At 65.7% G+C, this 16,170-nt stretch carries 12 protein-coding genes; 6 read left to right on the top strand and 6 right to left on the bottom strand.

The window, feature by feature from the left end; genetic code table 11:
- Window positions 1-248 precede the first annotated feature (248 nt).
- From ASC94_RS25055 to ASC94_RS25045, 3 genes are all read left to right on the top strand, one after another.
- A complete protein-coding gene (locus ASC94_RS25055) occupies window positions 249-2,246 on the top strand; it encodes a DNA topoisomerase IV subunit B (RefSeq protein ID WP_056402391.1) in 1,998 nt (665 codons plus the stop codon).
- Window positions 2,247-2,266: 20 nt separating this feature from the next.
- Complete coding sequence (parC, locus tag ASC94_RS25050) at window positions 2,267-4,756, top strand: DNA topoisomerase IV subunit A (protein ID WP_229417399.1); 2,490 nt, start codon at window positions 2,267-2,269, stop codon at window positions 4,754-4,756.
- A gap of 77 nt (window positions 4,757-4,833) precedes the next feature.
- Window positions 4,834-6,234, top strand: coding sequence for a GGDEF domain-containing protein (locus tag ASC94_RS25045; RefSeq protein ID WP_056402388.1), 1,401 nt, complete (start codon window positions 4,834-4,836; stop codon window positions 6,232-6,234).
- Between the two features lie 78 nt (window positions 6,235-6,312).
- Here the strand turns inward: ASC94_RS25045 and ASC94_RS25040 are convergent, their stop codons facing one another.
- From ASC94_RS25040 to ASC94_RS25030, 3 genes are all read right to left on the bottom strand, one after another.
- Window positions 6,313-6,789 carry a hypothetical protein gene (locus ASC94_RS25040; RefSeq protein WP_056402385.1) on the bottom strand — a complete coding sequence of 159 codons (477 nt, stop codon included), beginning with the start codon at window positions 6,787-6,789 and terminating at the stop codon, window positions 6,313-6,315.
- Window positions 6,790-6,914: 125 nt separating this feature from the next.
- A complete protein-coding gene (locus tag ASC94_RS25035; RefSeq protein WP_056402383.1) occupies window positions 6,915-8,345 on the bottom strand; it encodes an IgA Peptidase M64 in 1,431 nt (476 codons plus the stop codon).
- 70 nt (window positions 8,346-8,415) lie between these two features.
- Window positions 8,416-9,663: a cyanophycinase gene (locus tag ASC94_RS25030; RefSeq protein WP_082616823.1), complete on the bottom strand. Its 1,248-nt coding sequence runs from the start codon at window positions 9,661-9,663 to the stop codon at window positions 8,416-8,418.
- Between the two features lie 115 nt (window positions 9,664-9,778).
- Here ASC94_RS25030 and ASC94_RS25025 point away from each other — a divergent pair, with 115 nt between their 5' ends.
- Both ASC94_RS25025 and ASC94_RS25020 read left to right on the top strand, forming a co-directional pair.
- Window positions 9,779-10,897 (top strand): succinylglutamate desuccinylase/aspartoacylase family protein, encoded by a 1,119-nt coding sequence (locus ASC94_RS25025; RefSeq protein ID WP_056402379.1) that lies wholly within the window; start codon window positions 9,779-9,781, stop codon window positions 10,895-10,897.
- Window positions 10,898-10,912: 15 nt separating this feature from the next.
- Entirely contained in the window at window positions 10,913-12,298 is a 1,386-nt protein-coding gene (locus ASC94_RS25020) for a YfcC family protein (RefSeq protein WP_056402376.1), read from the top strand.
- A gap of 207 nt (window positions 12,299-12,505) precedes the next feature.
- On the opposite strand, the gene ASC94_RS25015 is transcribed toward ASC94_RS25020, so the two are convergent.
- Together ASC94_RS25015 and ASC94_RS25010 are read right to left on the bottom strand one after the other, a co-directional pair.
- A complete protein-coding gene (locus tag ASC94_RS25015; protein WP_056402370.1) occupies window positions 12,506-12,964 on the bottom strand; it encodes a GNAT family N-acetyltransferase in 459 nt (152 codons plus the stop codon).
- The gene (locus tag ASC94_RS25010; protein WP_229417398.1) at window positions 12,961-13,590 is read right to left on the bottom strand and encodes a hypothetical protein; all 630 of its coding nucleotides are present in this window, start codon (window positions 13,588-13,590) and stop codon (window positions 12,961-12,963) included. Before ASC94_RS25010 ends, ASC94_RS25015 begins: the two co-directional genes overlap by 4 nt.
- Window positions 13,591-13,733: 143 nt before the next feature.
- Here ASC94_RS25010 and argH point away from each other — a divergent pair, with 143 nt between their 5' ends.
- Entirely contained in the window at window positions 13,734-15,131 is a 1,398-nt protein-coding gene (gene argH / locus ASC94_RS25005) for an argininosuccinate lyase (protein ID WP_056402367.1), read from the top strand.
- Window positions 15,132-15,294: 163 nt separating this feature from the next.
- Here argH and ASC94_RS25000 read toward each other — a convergent pair whose 3' ends face one another.
- Complete coding sequence (locus ASC94_RS25000; RefSeq protein WP_229417397.1) at window positions 15,295-15,924, bottom strand: hypothetical protein; 630 nt, start codon at window positions 15,922-15,924, stop codon at window positions 15,295-15,297.
- Window positions 15,925-16,170: the final 246 nt, after the last annotated feature.

Genomic DNA, 16,170 nt, shown 5'->3' with positions numbered 1-16,170 from the left:
GCGTGCTGAACGTGGTGTTTTTTACAGCGCTTTTCCCCATTTAACCACAACCGCACGCCATTTCCAGCGCCTTGTTTCCCGCCGTTGCAGCCGGTTGCGGATAGAATGCGCAAGCAAGCGCGCCTGCCGGCGTTGCGCAGAAAGCACTTCCGGAGCGAAATAACTGTATATAATCACAGCATTTTGCACAGTATGTTGCAGACGAGCTGCCGCACCAATAAGAACCGCACAACCTAGCTTGATCACGTATGGCCACTAAAAAACCAGTTTCCGACTATAGCGAATCATCCATCCGCGTCCTCAAGGGCCTGGAGCCCGTCAAGCAGCGTCCGGGCATGTACACCCGCACGGAGAACCCGCTGCACATCATCCAGGAGGTGATCGACAATGCCTCCGACGAGGCGTTGGGCGGCCATTGCAAGAATATTATCGTCACGCAGAATGCAGACGGCAGCATCACGGTGGAAGACGACGGCCGCGGTATCCCGGTCGGCCTGCACCCTGAAGAAAACGTGCCGACGGTGGAAATCGTCTTCACCCGCCTGCACGCCGGCGGCAAGTTCGACAAGGGCTCGGGCGGCGCCTACGCCTTCTCGGGCGGCCTGCACGGCGTGGGCGTGTCGGTCACCAACGCGCTCTCGAAGCGCCTGGAGATCTCCGTCTGGCGCAAGGACGACAAGGGCAACGGCTACCACCACCTGGTGTTCGAGCATGGCGAAGTGGTGGAACCGCTGACCTCCATGCCGGCGCCGAAGGATGGCAAGAAGTCAGGCACCCGCGTGACCGCCTGGCCGGACGCGAAGTACTTCGACTCCTCGCTGATTTCTCAAGTTGAGCTGCAGCGCCTGCTGCGCTCCAAGGCCGTGCTGCTGCCGGGCGTGACCGTCACGCTGAACAACGCCAAGACCGGCGACTCCCAGACCTGGAAATACGACGAAGGCCTGCGCGGCTACCTGACCGAGGCGCTGGCGCAGGCGTCCGACGGCGAAACCCTGATCCCGCTGTTCGAAGGCGCGCAGTTCGCCGGTCCTGACGCGGAAGGCTTCGCCGAGGGCGAAGGCGCCGCCTGGGTGGTGGCATGGACCGAAACCGGCGCCGTGGTGCGCGAATCCTACGTCAACCTGATCCCCACGCCGAACGGCGGCACCCACGAATCGGGCCTGCGCGACGGCCTGTTCGGCGCCGTGAAGAACTTCGCCGAGATGCACTCGCTGCTGCCGAAAGGCGTGAAGCTGCTGCCGGAAGACGTGTTCGCGCGCGTTTCCTTCGTGCTGTCGGCCAAGGTGCTGGACCCGCAGTTCCAGGGCCAGATCAAGGAGCGCCTGAACTCGCGCGACGCGGTGCGCCTGGTGTCCACCTTCGCCAAGCCGCCGCTGGAACTGTGGCTGAACCAGCACATCGACTACGGCAAGAAACTGGCCGAGCTGGTGATCAAGCAGGCCCAGTCGCGCCTGCGCTCGCTGCAAAAAGTGGAAAAGAAAAAATCGTCCGGCGTGGCCGTTTTGCCGGGCAAGCTGACCGACTGCGAGTCGACCGACGTGACCCGCACCGAAATCTTCCTGGTCGAGGGCGACTCGGCGGGCGGTTCGGCCAAGATGGGCCGCGACAAGGAATTCCAGGCCATCCTGCCGCTGCGCGGCAAGGTGCTCAACTCCTGGGAAACCGACAAGGACCGGCTGTTCGCCAACAACGAGATCCACGATATTTCGGTGGCGATCGGCGTCGACCCGCACGCCAACGGCGACTCGCCCGACCTGTCCGGCCTGCGCTACGGCAAAATCTGCATCCTCTCCGATGCGGACGTGGACGGCTCGCACATCCAGGTGCTGCTGCTCACGCTGTTCTTCCGCCACTTCCCGGCGTTGATCCAGAAGGGCCACATCTGCATCGCCCGTCCGCCGCTGTACCGCGTGGACGCGCCGGCGCGCGGCAAGAAGCCGATCCAGAAGCTGTACGCGCTGGACGACGGCGAGCTGGTGGCCATCGAGGACAAGCTGCGCAAGGACGGCCTGAAGGACGGCAGCTGGTCCATCTCCCGCTTCAAGGGCCTGGGCGAGATGAACGCCGAGCAGCTGTGGGAAACCACCATGAATCCGGACACGCGCCGCCTGCTGCCGGTGAAAGTCGGCCGCCCCGGTCACAGCACCTCCTCCGCGCGCTTCAACATGCTGATGGGTAAAGGCGAAGCCGCCGCCCGCCGCGCATGGATCGAGGAACACGGCAACGAAGTCGAAGCCGACATTTAATACAGCACACGTTATCTGATATGACTCATCAAGCAAATCTCTTTGACGAACCGGCGCAGGAAGAAGCCACCGGTGCAGAAAAAGCCGGTCCCGGCGTCAATCCCGTGGCCGAGACCATGGACGAACTGCAGCCGCTGGACGACGCCGCGGCCGCAGCGGACATCGCAGCCGAAGGCAATGGCGGCGGCGACGGCGGAGGCGACGGCGGTGATGGCGAAGACGGCGACGATGGCGACGGCGGCGACGGCGGCGACACCCTGGTGCTGTCCACCTTCGCCGAGCGCGCCTACCTGGACTACGCCATCTCCGTGGTCAAGGGCCGCGCCCTGCCGGACGTGTGCGACGGCCAGAAGCCGGTGCAGCGCCGCATCCTGTATTCGATGAATGAACTGGGCCTGGGCCACACCGCCAAGCCGCGCAAGTCCGCCACCGTGGTGGGCGACGTGCTGGGCAAGCTGCACCCGCACGGCGACCAGTCGGTGTACGACGCGCTGGTGCGCATGGCGCAGGACTTTTCGCTGCGCTACCCGCTGATCGACGGCCAGGGCAACTTCGGCTCGCGCGACGGCGACGGCGCGGCGGCCATGCGCTACACCGAAGCCCGTTTGACGCCGATCTCGCGCCTGCTGCTGGATGAAATCGACCAGGACACGGTGGACTTCCAGCCCAACTACGACGGCTCTTCCGAAGAACCGAGCCTGCTGCCGGCGCGCCTGCCGATGGTGCTGCTGAACGGCGCCTCCGGCATTGCCGTGGGCCTGGCCACCGAAATCCCGTCGCACAACCTGACCGAAGTGGCGCAGGCCGCCGTGGCCATGATCCGCAATCCCAAGATCAGCCACGCAGAACTGATGGCGCTGATCCCCGGCCCGGACTTCCCGGGCGGCGGCCAGATCATCACCCCGCCGGCGCAGATCCACGACATGTACGCCTCCGGCCGCGGCTCGATGAAAGTGCGCGCGCGCTGGAAGATCGAAGAACTGGCGCGCGGCCAGTGGCAGGCGGTGGTCACCGAACTGCCGCCGGGCACCTCCTCGCAGAAGGTGCTGGAAGAGATCGAGGAACTGACCAATCCCAAGGTCAAGATGGGCAAGAAGGCGCTCTCGCCGGACCAGCTGGCGCTCAAGCAGCTGATCCTGGGCTCGCTCGACACCATCCGCGACGAATCGGGCCGCGCGGCGCCGGTACGCCTGGTGTTCGAGCCGAAATCGAAGAACCAGGACCAGACCGAATTCATGCTGATGCTGCTGGCGCATACTTCGCTGGAATCGTCCGCCTCCATCAACCTGGTGATGATAGGCAGCGACGGCCGCCCGCGCCAGAAGGGCATCGGCGACATCATCAGCGAGTGGATCGGCTTCCGTTTCGAGACCGTCACGCGCCGCACCCAGTTCCGCCTGCGCAAAGTGGACGACCGCATCCACATCCTGGAGGGCCGCGAGACTATCCTGCTCAACATCGATGAAGTGATCCACATCATCCGCAATTCGGACGACCCGAAGGTGGCGCTGATCGAGCGCTTCAAGCTGTCGGACCGCCAGGCCGAGGACATCCTGGAAATCCGCCTGCGCCAGTTGGCGCGCCTGGAAGCGATCAAGATCCAGCAGGAACTGGCCGAGCTGCGCAAGGAAAAGCAGACCCTGACGGACCTGCTGGAAAACCCGTCCTCGATGAAGCGCATCATCATCAAGGAAATCGAGAGCGACGCCAAAGCCTACGGCGACGCGCGCCGCACCCTGATCGAGGAAGCGCAGAAGGCCGTGGCAGAGCAGAAGGTGGTGGACGAACCGGTCACTGTCATCATCTCGGAAAAAGGCTGGATCCGCGCCCGCACCGGCATCGGCCACGACAAGGCCCAGTTCACCTTCAAGGTGGGCGACAGCCTGCATGAAGCCTTCGAGTGCCGCACCGTGGACACCCTGCTCGGCTTCGGCGACAACGGCAAGGTGTATTCCGTGCCGGTGGCCGCGCTGCCGAACGCGCGCGGCGACGGCGTGCCGATCACCACGCTGGTGGACCTGTCCGGCGGCGTGCGCATCAAGCACTACTTCGCCGGTCCTGCCGCCACCCAGCTGCTGCTGTCCTCCAGCGCAGGCTTCGGCTTCATCGCCAAGGCCGGCGACATGGTCAGCCGCCTGAAGGGCGGCAAGTCCTTCATCACGCTGGACGAGGGCGACCTGCCGCTGCCGCCGTCGGTAGTGGCGGACGACGCCAGCGCCGTGGCGGCGCTGTCCGAAAAAGGCCGCCTGCTGGTGTTCGGCATGAGCGAAATGAAAACGCTGACCAATGGCGGACGCGGCGTGATCCTGATGGAGCTCGATCCGAAGGAAACGCTGCTGTCGGCCGCGGCCATCAGCCAGAAGGGCGTGATCGTGCACGGCACCATGGCGGCCAAGCCGCGCGAGCTGGAAATGTCCGGCAACGTGCTGGCGCCGCACTTCGGCAAGCGGGCCCGCAAGGGCAAGGAGCTGGTGCAGCGTATCAAAGCGTCCACGCTGGCGCCGAAGTAAGGCAATCCCGGACCTTCACCCGGTTGACTTGGGCTATCCACATGCTCACAATGGCCTGATTCGGGTGGAGGATCGACATGACCGGCAGCCGTTCAGGCTTTGACCTCAAGGACGCGCTGCTGGTCGGCGCGCTGGTCTTCGCCTGCTCCATCTTCGGCATCTACACCGCCCCGCCGGGCGTGCTGGCCGCGTTCTGGCCCACCAACGCGGTGCTGGCCGGCCTGCTGCTGCGCCGGCAACATCCCCCCAACCTGCTGCACTGGCTGGCCGCCGCCAGCGGCTACATGCTGGCCGACCTCCACATGCAGCACGGCTGGCCCAAGAGCGCCATGCTCACCTGCACCAACCTGATGGGCGTGTGGGTGGCCTACTTCCTGTTCTCGCGCATGGACGCCGACTACCAGAACCTGCGCCACCCGCGTTCCATGCTGCGCTTCGTGCTGGTGGTGGTGTGCGCGGCGGCGGCGGCCGGCGTGGCCGGCATCTTCATCCATCCGGTGCTGTTCGGCGGCAGCCACGCCTACGGCTTTGCGTTCTGGTTCTCCACCGAGCTGGTGAACTACATTGCCATCCTGCCGGTGATGCTGACCTTCCCCGACCTGGGTCGCTGGATGAAGGCGCACCAGCGGCGCGCCGACTGGCCCGGCTGGCGCCCGGAGCAGCTCGCGCCGCTGGCCGCCTTCGCCGGCAGCCTGTGGCTGGGCACGCAGCTGGGCGGACCGGGCGTGATCCCCTACCCCATCCCCGCCATGCTGTGGTGCGCGCTGACCTACAGCCTGTTCGCCACGGCTGGCATCACGCTGTTCTTCTCCATGTGGACCCTGCTGGCCATCTCCAGCGGCACGCTGCTCATCGGCGCCAATTTCGACAGCCAGCAAGCCATCATGTCGCTGCGCGTGGGCGTAACGCTGACGGCGCTGGCGCCGCTCACGGTGGCCAGCGTGATGGTGGCCCGCAACGAGTTGCTGGACCGCCTGAAATACGCCGCCTCGCACGACCCGCTCACGCACGTGCTAAACCGGGGCGGCTTCATGCAGCACGCCGACGCGCTGCTGGCCGCGCCGCAGCTGATGCGGCGCCCGCTGGCGGTGCTGATGATGGACATCGACTTCTTCAAGAAGGTCAACGACAGCTACGGCCATGCGGCCGGCGACACGGTGCTGGTCAATTTCGCGCGCATCGCCGAAGGCTGCCTGCGCGGCGGCGACCTTCTTGGCCGGCTGGGAGGGGAGGAATTCGCCGTGCTGCTGCCCGGCTGCAGTGCGGAGGATGCCCGCATCATCGCCCAGCGCGTGTGCGACGCCTTCGCGCGGCACACGGTGGCGGTGGGCGACGGCAAGCTGCTCAACTCCACCGTCAGCATCGGCGTGCATTGCGCGGCCGGCAGCGGCACGCCGGTGGAAACCATGCTCTCGCGCGCGGACGCGGCGCTGTACAAGGCCAAGCAGTCCGGCCGCAACCGGGTGGAATGCGCATAAAAAAAATCGGAGTCAGAGACTCCGATTTCCTGGCTGTAGGGCGGGTCGGGCTCAGCCGCAACCCGCCGCGCGCGGCACTTACTTGACGGTGGCAGCCTTCACGTCGGCGGCCGCTTTCGCTTTCACCTCGTTGGTCTTGGCGGCGGCGATGGCTTTTTCTTCCGTCGCTTCAGCCTTTTCCTTGGCTACCTTGGCGTCCGCCTTGGCGGTGGTTTTATCCACTTTCATGTTGGCGTCGGCCAGCTTCTTGTCGGCCTTGGCTTCGGCCTTCACCTTGTCTTCCGGGTCGGCCTTGGCGATTTTTTCTTCGCCTTTCATGTGGGTCTTTTCCGCCTTGGCGTGGGCTTTGGCGACTTTTTCGTCGGCCTTGGCCTGGGCTTTCGCTACGTCTTCATCGGCAGCGGCGTCCTTTTTCATTTCCTTGGCTTCGGCTTTGGCTACCGATTTTTCAGCCTTGGCCTGGGCCTTGGCAACGTCGGCGGCGGGCGCCGGGGTTTGTGCCATGGCGGCGCTAGCGAACAGACCTGCGATCAGGGTAGCAATCAGCTTATTCATGGTATGGACCTTTCAGTAGTTTTCTGGGATGTGCTTGTTTCTTGTCACGGGTCCAGAATAAGCTCAGCAGCAATTCCCCTCTGTACGCTGGCGCACTCAGTATTCGTATCAATCGTTACCAAACGTTAACGGGATTTCGCCGGGTCCCGCGAATACAGGTCGATGGTTTCGCTCACCGCCTCGCTGCACACGGCGCAGAACTTCTCGCTGCGGTCGAACATCAGGCATTGCTGCGCCGGGCGGTAGTAGCCGGAGGCTTCGTAGTTCGCGCCTTCGAAGGCGCCCACTTCATGCTTGTGCGGCGCAGCTGAAAACAGCTTGTTGGTCCAGGCCAGGTCTTCCTTGAACAGCGCGCTCATTTCGGACTCCGGACGGTTGGCCTTGCGCAGCGCCGCGCGCGTCTTCTGGTATTCGCGCGAGTGCGCCTCGTATTCGGCCTTCGGCCACGGCGTGGGCAGCGGCGTGGCGGGGTTCACCAGGTGCTTCCATTTCAGCCTGGCCGGGTCGCGCAGCGCGGTGGCGTTGGGCTCCCACGGTTCCACGCGCTCGCCGCTGGACTGGTAGGCAACCGGCGAGGTGTAATACTCGTCCGCCAGGCCGGCGAAGTGGTGGCCGAATTCGTGCACGAACAGATAGTTCGCCCAGTCGCTGTTGGCAGCCGCCGTGCTGAACTGGCCGTAAATGCCGCCGCCGCCGTAGGTGTCGTTGTTGACGAGGATTTCAATGAACTCGTAGGGCGCATGCTGGGCGATGTCGCGCAGCGCGCGGTTGTCCAGCGCCAGCACGTAGCGCTCGCTGCCGAAGATGTCGTAGCGGGTGCCCAGCGCGCTGGCATGATGCACGCCGGTGGACGGGCGCGACACGCCGGATTCCTGGGTCGGCACGGCCAGGCCCCACACGTTGAAGTCCCTGGCGCGCTCCTTGAACGGGGACACGCTGAACAAGTAGTCCGCCAGCCGGCGCGCGGTGGCTTCGAACTTGGGCATGTCGGCTTTGGTGTAGCCGTCGCCCAGGATCAGCAGGTCCACCTTGTCCGGCGAGGGGCCGCTGACGCGGATCGGGATCGGCCTGGCGGGTGCCGGCTCCTGCTTGCGCACCACGTCCTGCGCGTCGGTGTCCACTTCCACGCTCCACACCACGGAGAAGGCGTTGCGCTCGTCGCGCTTGAGGATGCGCACCTTCACGGGGCGGTCCGGCTTGGGAAAGCGCACCGACTCCTGGAAGCCCCGGCTCATCTTCTGCGCCTCCTCGGTGCTGCGCCATTCGCCGAAGATGGTGGAGAAGCCGCGCGAGTACAGCAGCTCGCCGGTCCTGGCGTCCACCACTTCCACCCGGTTCACGCCGCGGTCGGTGTCGTCCAGATTGCGCGAGAGCTTGCCGGCCCATGGCAGCGGCTCGATCACCACGCGGTCCATCGCGTACTGCTCGTTCAGGGCGTTGCCGGTGTGGAGATAGTCGAGGCGGACGGTGGCCGGGGGCGCCGCTGCAAAGGAAGGAGAAGACAGGGCAAGCGCCGCGCCGAGCAATGCAGCGCGGGCCTTGGTGGTGAAAGTCATGGCGGAGTCCTTGTACCGGGTTGTGTGCCGGTATTCTAAGGCAGGCCCCGCCGACGCACCATGCCTGCGATTAGTTCTTGTATTTGTACAGCGGACGTTGCACTTCTATGGGACGGATGTCCAGGCGCAGGTTCAGGATCGAATACGCGTCCACCACCGAGGACAGGTAGCCCGTGCTCTCGGGCGTCTTGGAGAAGCGGAACTCGAAGCCGATTTCCGGCGCCGTGCCGCGCGGGTCGCCGCTGGCGATGCCGATGGCGTCCTGCTGGTCGCTGTCGATCAGCTTTTCCATCAGGTCCACCACGGCGCTGTTGCCCAGGATGTCGTTGCTGTACACCGCGCCGCGCCGCACCGGCCGCGTGTTGTCCAGCCGTCCGTCGGCCTTGTCGGGCGCCGGCGTGAAGGTCTGGGTGGCGATGTTGAACTTGTCGCCCCGGTCCAGGTAGCTGATCAGGATATTGCTGACGTTGAACGCGCTCGATTCGGAATCCATGGTGGCGCGCGACAGGTCCAGCAGCATGGCGCCCCGGTAGCCGATGATCTCCACCTCGCGCTTGGCGTTGACCACCATGGCGCTGTTCTCGTCGATGCCCAGGCCGAGCTGGTAGCCCTTCTTCAGCATGGCCGGGATCATGCGTGCGAAGCGGCCGCGGATCAGCAGATGCTGGTCGACGAAGATGTCGTCGCCGATGAAGCCCAGGCCGGGGGCGATGTCCTTGCCGTCGGCCACGCCCTCCTGCAGGGTGGCCAGCACGCGGCGCGCGTCGTAGAACATGGTGCTGCTCATGATGGCCGCGCCGGCGCTGGTGCCGGCGATGACGCCGCCGCGCCGGTAGATGTCCCAGATGGCGTCCAGCGCCGCGGTGCGGGTGCCGTCCGCGCGCACCAGCGCCTGGGTGATGCGGCCCTGGTCGCCGCCGGCGAAATACACGCCGTCGGCGCGCCGCACGCGGTCGGCCAGCGTCATGTCGTCGGCCGCCTTGCGGTAATCGCTATTGGCCAGCTTGACGGCGATGGGCACCAGGAAGGGATCGGCGCCATAGCGCTTCAGGTAACCGATGATGGCCTGGCCGGAGCGTTCCGGCGTGCCGGCGGCCGAGGGGAACACGGCGATGCGGGCGCCCTTGCCGCCCGCCAGCTGCACGATGCGCTGCCAGATGTCGGCATTGTCGCCGCGCAGGCCGCCGCCGATGATGACCAGCGAGCCCTTGGGCTGCGGCGGTTCGGCCGCGTGGGCGTGCGTATGGGCGCCGATGATGGCGTACCAGAGCAGGGAAAAGCGGCCTATGCTATGAATCAAAGTCTTGAGTACACCCATATGCTGTCCGTTTTACAGAGAAATTGCGGGGGAAGCGCCCGGAACGGTGCCTCCTGCTTGCAAATATACATCAAATGCGCATAATCCCCCGATACCTCACCAACGGGCCTTACCCATGCGAACCGTAAAATACCCCATCTCGGCGCCCCAGAGCAGCGCGCAGTTTGAACTGACCAGCTACCACTATGGCGCCACCGGCGCCGGCAAGAAGGTCTACATCCAGGCCGCGCTGCACGCGGACGAAGTGCCCGGCATGCTGGTGGCGCAATTCCTGCGCAAGCAGCTGGACGCGCTGGAGACGGCGGGCAAGGTGCGGGGCGAAATCATCCTGGTGCCGGCGGCCAACCCCATCGGCCTGGCGCAAGCCATCCACGGCGCACCGTTCGGCCGCTTCGACCTGACCACCGGCGTCAATTTCAACCGCGCCTACAAGCACGTGGCGGACGACCTGAAAACCGCGCTGGACGGCAAACTGGGGCCGGACGCGGACGCCAATGTGCGCACCATCCGCGAACACGCGCTGGCTTCGGTGGCCGCATGGCAGCCCAGGTCCGACGGCGAGGCGCACAAGAAGCTGCTGCTGGAAATGGCCATCGATGCGGACATCGTGCTGGACCTGCATTGCGATAACGAAGCCGTGCTGCACATCTACGCCGGCACGCCGCTGGCGGACGCCATCGCGCCGCTGGCGCGCCTGATGGGCGCCCACGCGGTGCTGCTGGCCCTGGCGGCGGGCGGCGAGCCCTTCGACGAAGCGTGCAGCCGCCTGTGGTGGGACCTGCAGGAGCACTTCGGCGACGCCTATCCGATACCGCCGGCCTGCCTGTCCACCACCGTGGAACTGCGCGGCGAGATGGACGTGAGCTACGAACTGGCGCAGCAGGACGCGGACGCGCTGGTGCGCTTCCTGGCGCAGGCCGGCGTGCTCGATGCCGAAGTGGGCGAGCTGCCCGCGCCGCTGTGCGAAGCCACCCCGCTGGAGGGCGTGGAACCGCTTCTGGCGCCGCATGCGGGGGTGCTGGTCTACAAGCGCGAGATGGGCGAGCGGCTCAAGGCCGGCGATGCCGTGGCCGACGTGATCGACCCGGCCAGCGGCCAGACCAGCACCGTCAGCTGCAGCGTGGACGGCGTGCTGTTTGCGCGCACCGCCCACCGCCACGTGCTGCGCGGCTGGAACATCGGCAAGGTGGCGGGGGCCGCGGCCTTCCGCTCCGGCGACCTGCTCAGCCAATAGAACAACAAGGACGCCATGAAACTCCGCATCCCGAATACCTATGTCCTCGTCTTCGCCATCCTGGCGCTGATCGCGCTGGCCACCTGGCTGATCCCGGGCGGCAAATACGACACCCACCTGGTCAACGGCAAGCAGCTGATCAACCCTGCCACTTTCCACTACATCGACAGCAAGCCGCAAGGCTTCACGGCGCTGATGATGGCGCCCATCAAGGGCTTTGCCGAAGCAGGCCTGATCATCGGCTTCATCCTTATCGTGGGCGGCACCTTCCAGGTGCTGCACAAGACCGAGGCCATCGACGCCATGATCAAGTCCATCGCCAAGGCGTACACCCACTCGCCCTTCGTGCGGGCCGCGCTGATCCCGGTGTTCATCACCCTGTTCTCGCTGGGCGGGGCCACCTTCGGCATGAACGAGGAAGCGATCCCCTTCATCCTCATCTTCGTGCCGCTGGCGCTCGCGCTGGGCTACGACACCATCACCGGCGTGTCCATTCCCTTCCTCGGCTCGCAGGTGGGCTTCGGGGCGGCCTTCCTGAACCCGTTCAACGTCGGCATCGCGCAAGGCATCGCCGGCATCCCGGTGTTCTCGGGCATGAGCTACCGGCTGATCTGCTGGGTGGTGGCCACCGCCATCACCGCCGCCTTCATGATGTGGTACGCGGCGCGCATCAAGCGCAACCCCGAACTGAGCCCGACCTACGTGCTGGACCAGGCCAAACGCAAGGAAAGCCATCTGGACCTGAGCAGCTTCGCCGGCATGACGCTCAAGCACAAGGTGGTGCTGTGGATATTCGCCGCCTCGCTGCTGGGCATGGTGATCGGCGTGGTGAAGTTCGACTGGTACATCGAGCAGATCGCGGCGCTGTTCATGACCATGGGGATCGTCATCGGCCTGATCGGCGGGCTGGACGCAGACGAACTGGTGGGCGCCTTCATCCAGGGCGCGAAAGACCTGGTCGGCACGGCGCTGATCATCGCCCTGGCGCGCGGCACCATGATCCTGGCGCGCGACGCCAACATCATCGACACCATGCTGCATGGCCTGCTGCCGCTGGTGCAGTCGTCCAGCCCCGTGTTCGCCGCGCAGAAGATGTTCGGCATCCAGACCGTGATCAATTTCTTCATCCACTCCGGCACCGGCCAGGCCTCGCTGACCATGCCCATCATGGCGCCGCTGGCGGACCTGGTGGGCGTGACGCGCCAGACCGCCGTGCTGGCCTTCCAGTTCGGCGAGCTGACCACGCCGATGATTCCCACTTCCGGCATCACGGTCGGCGTGCTGGCCCTGGCCCGCATACCCTGGATCACCTGGGCCAAGTGGATGGTCCCGCTGCAGCTGATCTACGCGGTGATGGCGCTGCTGCTGCTGATTCCGCCCTGCCTGATGCATTGGCAGTGACGGCGGGTTACGGCGCAAGCGCCTAACCCGCCCTACGGATGCTCGCCAGCAAGCGGCGCATGACGGCCCGGCGCAAGGGGCCTGCCGTATGAATGGACGCTTGGGAAACGGCGCGTAATGGCTGGCGCCAGGGGGCCTGCCGTATGAACGCACGCTGGGGAAACGGCGCGTGATGGCCGCCGCCCGGGGGGGCTGCCGTAGGGCGGGTTAGGCGCTGGCGCCGTAACCCGCCGGCGCCGCCACCGGCTCAAGCTGCTGATAAACATCCGGGAAGTAGCGCTCCATCAGCGTCTGCGGGCGCTGGGGCGGCGCAAAGCCGAATTGGGCGTACAGCCCGTGCGCATCACCGGTGGCCAGGGTGAAGCGCCGCAGCCCCTGCAACTCCGGATGCGCCATGACGGCCGCCATCAGGCGCTTGCTGTGCCCCAGGCCGCGGTGCTCGGGCAGCACGAACACGTCCACCAGATTGGCGAACGTGGCGCCGTCCGTGATCACGCGGGCAAAAGCGATCTGCTGCCCGTCCTGGTAGCCGCCGAAGCACAGCGAGTTGGCGATAGCCTTCTCCAGCAGCGCCAGCGGCATGTCCACCGCCCAGGTGGAGCGTTCGCTCAGGAAGCGGTGGATCAGCGCGATGTCAAGCGCCGCCTTGTCCGTGGAGATATTCAATGTTTGCCTTTCAGGTAGCGCGCCGGTAGCGGGTTCTGCTCCGTCTCGGCCTGCCACAGCAGCGACTGTATCCACCAGCGCTGGCCGTCGTTCACCAGCTGGATGCTGTTCACGCCGCGCTGGAAAGGCTTGGCCTCATCCGGCGCGTGGCGCGATTCATACGTGCTGAAAACGTGGGCGATCTGGCCGAAGGTCTCAGTGCTGCGCGCAAGTTCGGTTTCGTAGAAGCCTTCCTTGGCGAACACCGGCGTCACGCGCGAGATGTAATCGGAGATGGACAGCACGCGGGTGGTCATGTCACCGTTCTTGTTCGGGCCGTGCACCACCATGTGCCCCTCATGGGTGAACAGGCTGCGCAGGCGCTCCCAGTCGCGCGGCGCGCCGGCGGCGCCGGAGATGGTGCCGTACAGCGCGGACAGGATGCCGTCCAGCGTCTTCAGTTCGGGCGCAGCCGCCGGCGCGCTGCCGCTGCCCTGTGCGGCGGCAAGCGGTGCGGCGGGTGCGCCAGCCGGGGCAGCAGCAGTAGTAGCAGTAGCGGCAGCAGCCTCGCCAGCCGTGGCGGCAGCGCAGGACAGCGCGCCGGCCATCAACACGCACAACAAGCTGGCTTTGGCTGCCTGTTTCATGATCTGTCCTCCGCGTTTTTCATAGTGCCATCATCGGCGATTTCCGCCCGCCTGTCACGCCCGTGGCGGCCCGGAATCGGTGGGAATGCCCAACCTTGTTTATAATCGTCGCTAATCCGCACGCCCACCCTCTTATAAAAATCATGACTGATCAATTCTCCAAGAAGGGCGAAGCCTGGTCCGCTCGCTTCTCCGAACCGGTTTCCGACCTCGTCAAACGCTATACCGCCTCTGTATTTTTTGACAACCGCCTGGCCAAAGCCGATATCGAAGGCTCGCTGGCGCACGCCGGCATGCTGGCCGCGCAAAAGATCATCACGGCGGCCGACCTGGCCGATATCCAGCGCGGCATGGCGCAGATCAGCCAGGAAATCGAGGCGGGCAAGTTTGAATGGCTGCTGGACCTGGAAGACGTCCACCTGAACATCGAAAAGCGCCTGACCGAGCTGGTGGGCGACGCCGGCAAGCGCCTGCACACGGGCCGTTCGCGCAACGACCAGGTGGCCACCGACATCCGCCTGTACGTGCGTACGGCAATCGACGACGTGACCGGCCTGCTGAACCAGCTGCGCGGCGCCCTGACCGACCTGGCCGAGCAGCACGCCGACACCATCCTGCCCGGCTTCACCCATATGCAGGTGGCGCAGCCGATCACTTTCGGCCACCACATGCTGGCCTACGTTGAAATGTTCGGCCGCGACGCCGAGCGCATGGCCGACTGCCGCAAGCGCGTAAACCGCCTGCCGCTGGGCGCGGCCGCGCTGGCCGGCACCACTTTCCCGATCGACCGCCTGCAAGTGGCCAAGACGCTGGGCTTCGACGACGTCTGCCACAATTCGCTGGACGCCGTGTCGGACCGCGACTTCGCCATTGAATTCACGGCCGCCGCTTCGCTGATCATGACGCACGTGTCGCGCATGTCCGAAGAGCTGATCATCTGGATGAGCCCACGCGTGGGCTTCATCGACATCGCCGACCGTTTCTGCACCGGCTCGTCCATCATGCCGCAGAAGAAAAACCCGGACGTGCCGGAACTGGCGCGCGGCAAGACCGGCCGCGTGTACGGCCACCTGATGGGCTTGCTGACCCTGATGAAAGGCCAGCCGCTGGCCTACAACAAGGACAACCAGGAAGACAAGGAACCGCTGTTCGATACCGTGGACACGCTGATGGACACGCTGCGCATCTTCGCCGACATGGCCGGCGGCATCACCGTCAAGCCGGAAGCGATGCGCGCGGCGGCCCTGCAGGGCTACGCCACCGCCACCGACCTGGCCGACTACCTGGTGAAGAAAGGCCTGCCATTCCGCGACGCGCACGAAGCCGTGGCGCACGCGGTCCGTGCTTGCGTGGACCTCGGCATCGACCTGTCGGAAATGTCGCTGGACCAGCTGCGCGCCTTCTCCACGCTGATCGAGCAGGACATCTTCCAGGTGCTCACCCTGGAAGGCTCGGTGGCCGCGCGCGACCACGTGGGCGGCACCGCGCCGAACCAGGTGCGCAAGGCGATCGCGCGGGTGCGCGGGCAGTTGGGCAACTAAGCGCGGGCATCGGCGGGTTACGGCTGCGCCTAACCCGCCCTACGCGCACCGCGCGCCGTGGTATTTGGATTCCGTAGGGCGGGTTAGCGCAGCGTAACCCGCCAAGCGCCGTCGTGGTATCCGTAGGGCGGGTTAGCGCAGCGTAACCCGCCAAGCGCCGCCATCACTGCGCCACCAGCCGCGACAGCACCGCAATCGCCGCGCCGGTCTGGCGCTGCTCCAGCAATATCGTCAGCTCGGTGTGGGTGCAGATCATGTTCACCAGATTGATCTTGTCCCACGCCAGCTTCTTCAGGATGCCGTGGTAAATGCCCGGCATGTTGAACGTCTCCGGATCCAGGTGCAAGGTCACCGCGTTCAAATTCTCCAGCCGCGCCAGCTGGCGCTCGGTCACGAACACCTCGTCGATGGCGCTGGTGAGCGGGCGGCTGCACACCACCATCACCTCGTGGATGCCGCGCGTGACCGACACGAAGGCGCCCTGCTGCGGCGCGGCCAGCGCCAGCAGCTGGCGGTGGCACTCGTAGGTGTTCTCCGAATAGCGGAAGGTGTACATCGTCAGGTCGGTGCGGGTGGTCAGCTCGCCGGTCTTGCGCGCCAGCGACAGCTCGCCGTGCGCGGCCGCCTCGTGCTGCGGCAGGCGCTCGGCCACGCGCCGCAGGGCCATCACCACGGCGGCCTGCCCCACCGGCTTCCACAGGTCCGTCTCCAGCTGCGGCTGCAGCTGCCGCGCCAGTTCCGACAGGTTGATCAATCCGCGCCCCAGTCCTTCGGTAAGGAAGGGCGATTCCATGACGATCCGCTCAACTTTGGTAGATATCGAGAGCATAGTAAACAAAGAAAAAAGCTGTCCCTGCGAACCTGGCCGGGGTGGGCGAAGGCGCGCGATGGCACCGCGGAAGCCGGGTTGCGGCGGGCGGCGTACGGATGTGCTGGGGGCGGCGGCGAGGCCCGGCGTGGCCCTATGAGGGCTGGGGTGGCGCTGTGCGTGTGGTCATGTTCTCTGTTCCCTGTAGTTCCCGGTGCGCGTCGTTTTTGT

The organism is Massilia sp. Root418, from assembly GCF_001425265.1.
Classification (GTDB): domain Bacteria; phylum Pseudomonadota; class Gammaproteobacteria; order Burkholderiales; family Burkholderiaceae_D; genus Rugamonas.
The sequence above is the reverse complement of the archived record's forward strand: the minus strand, read 5'-3'. Positions and strand labels throughout refer to the sequence as shown.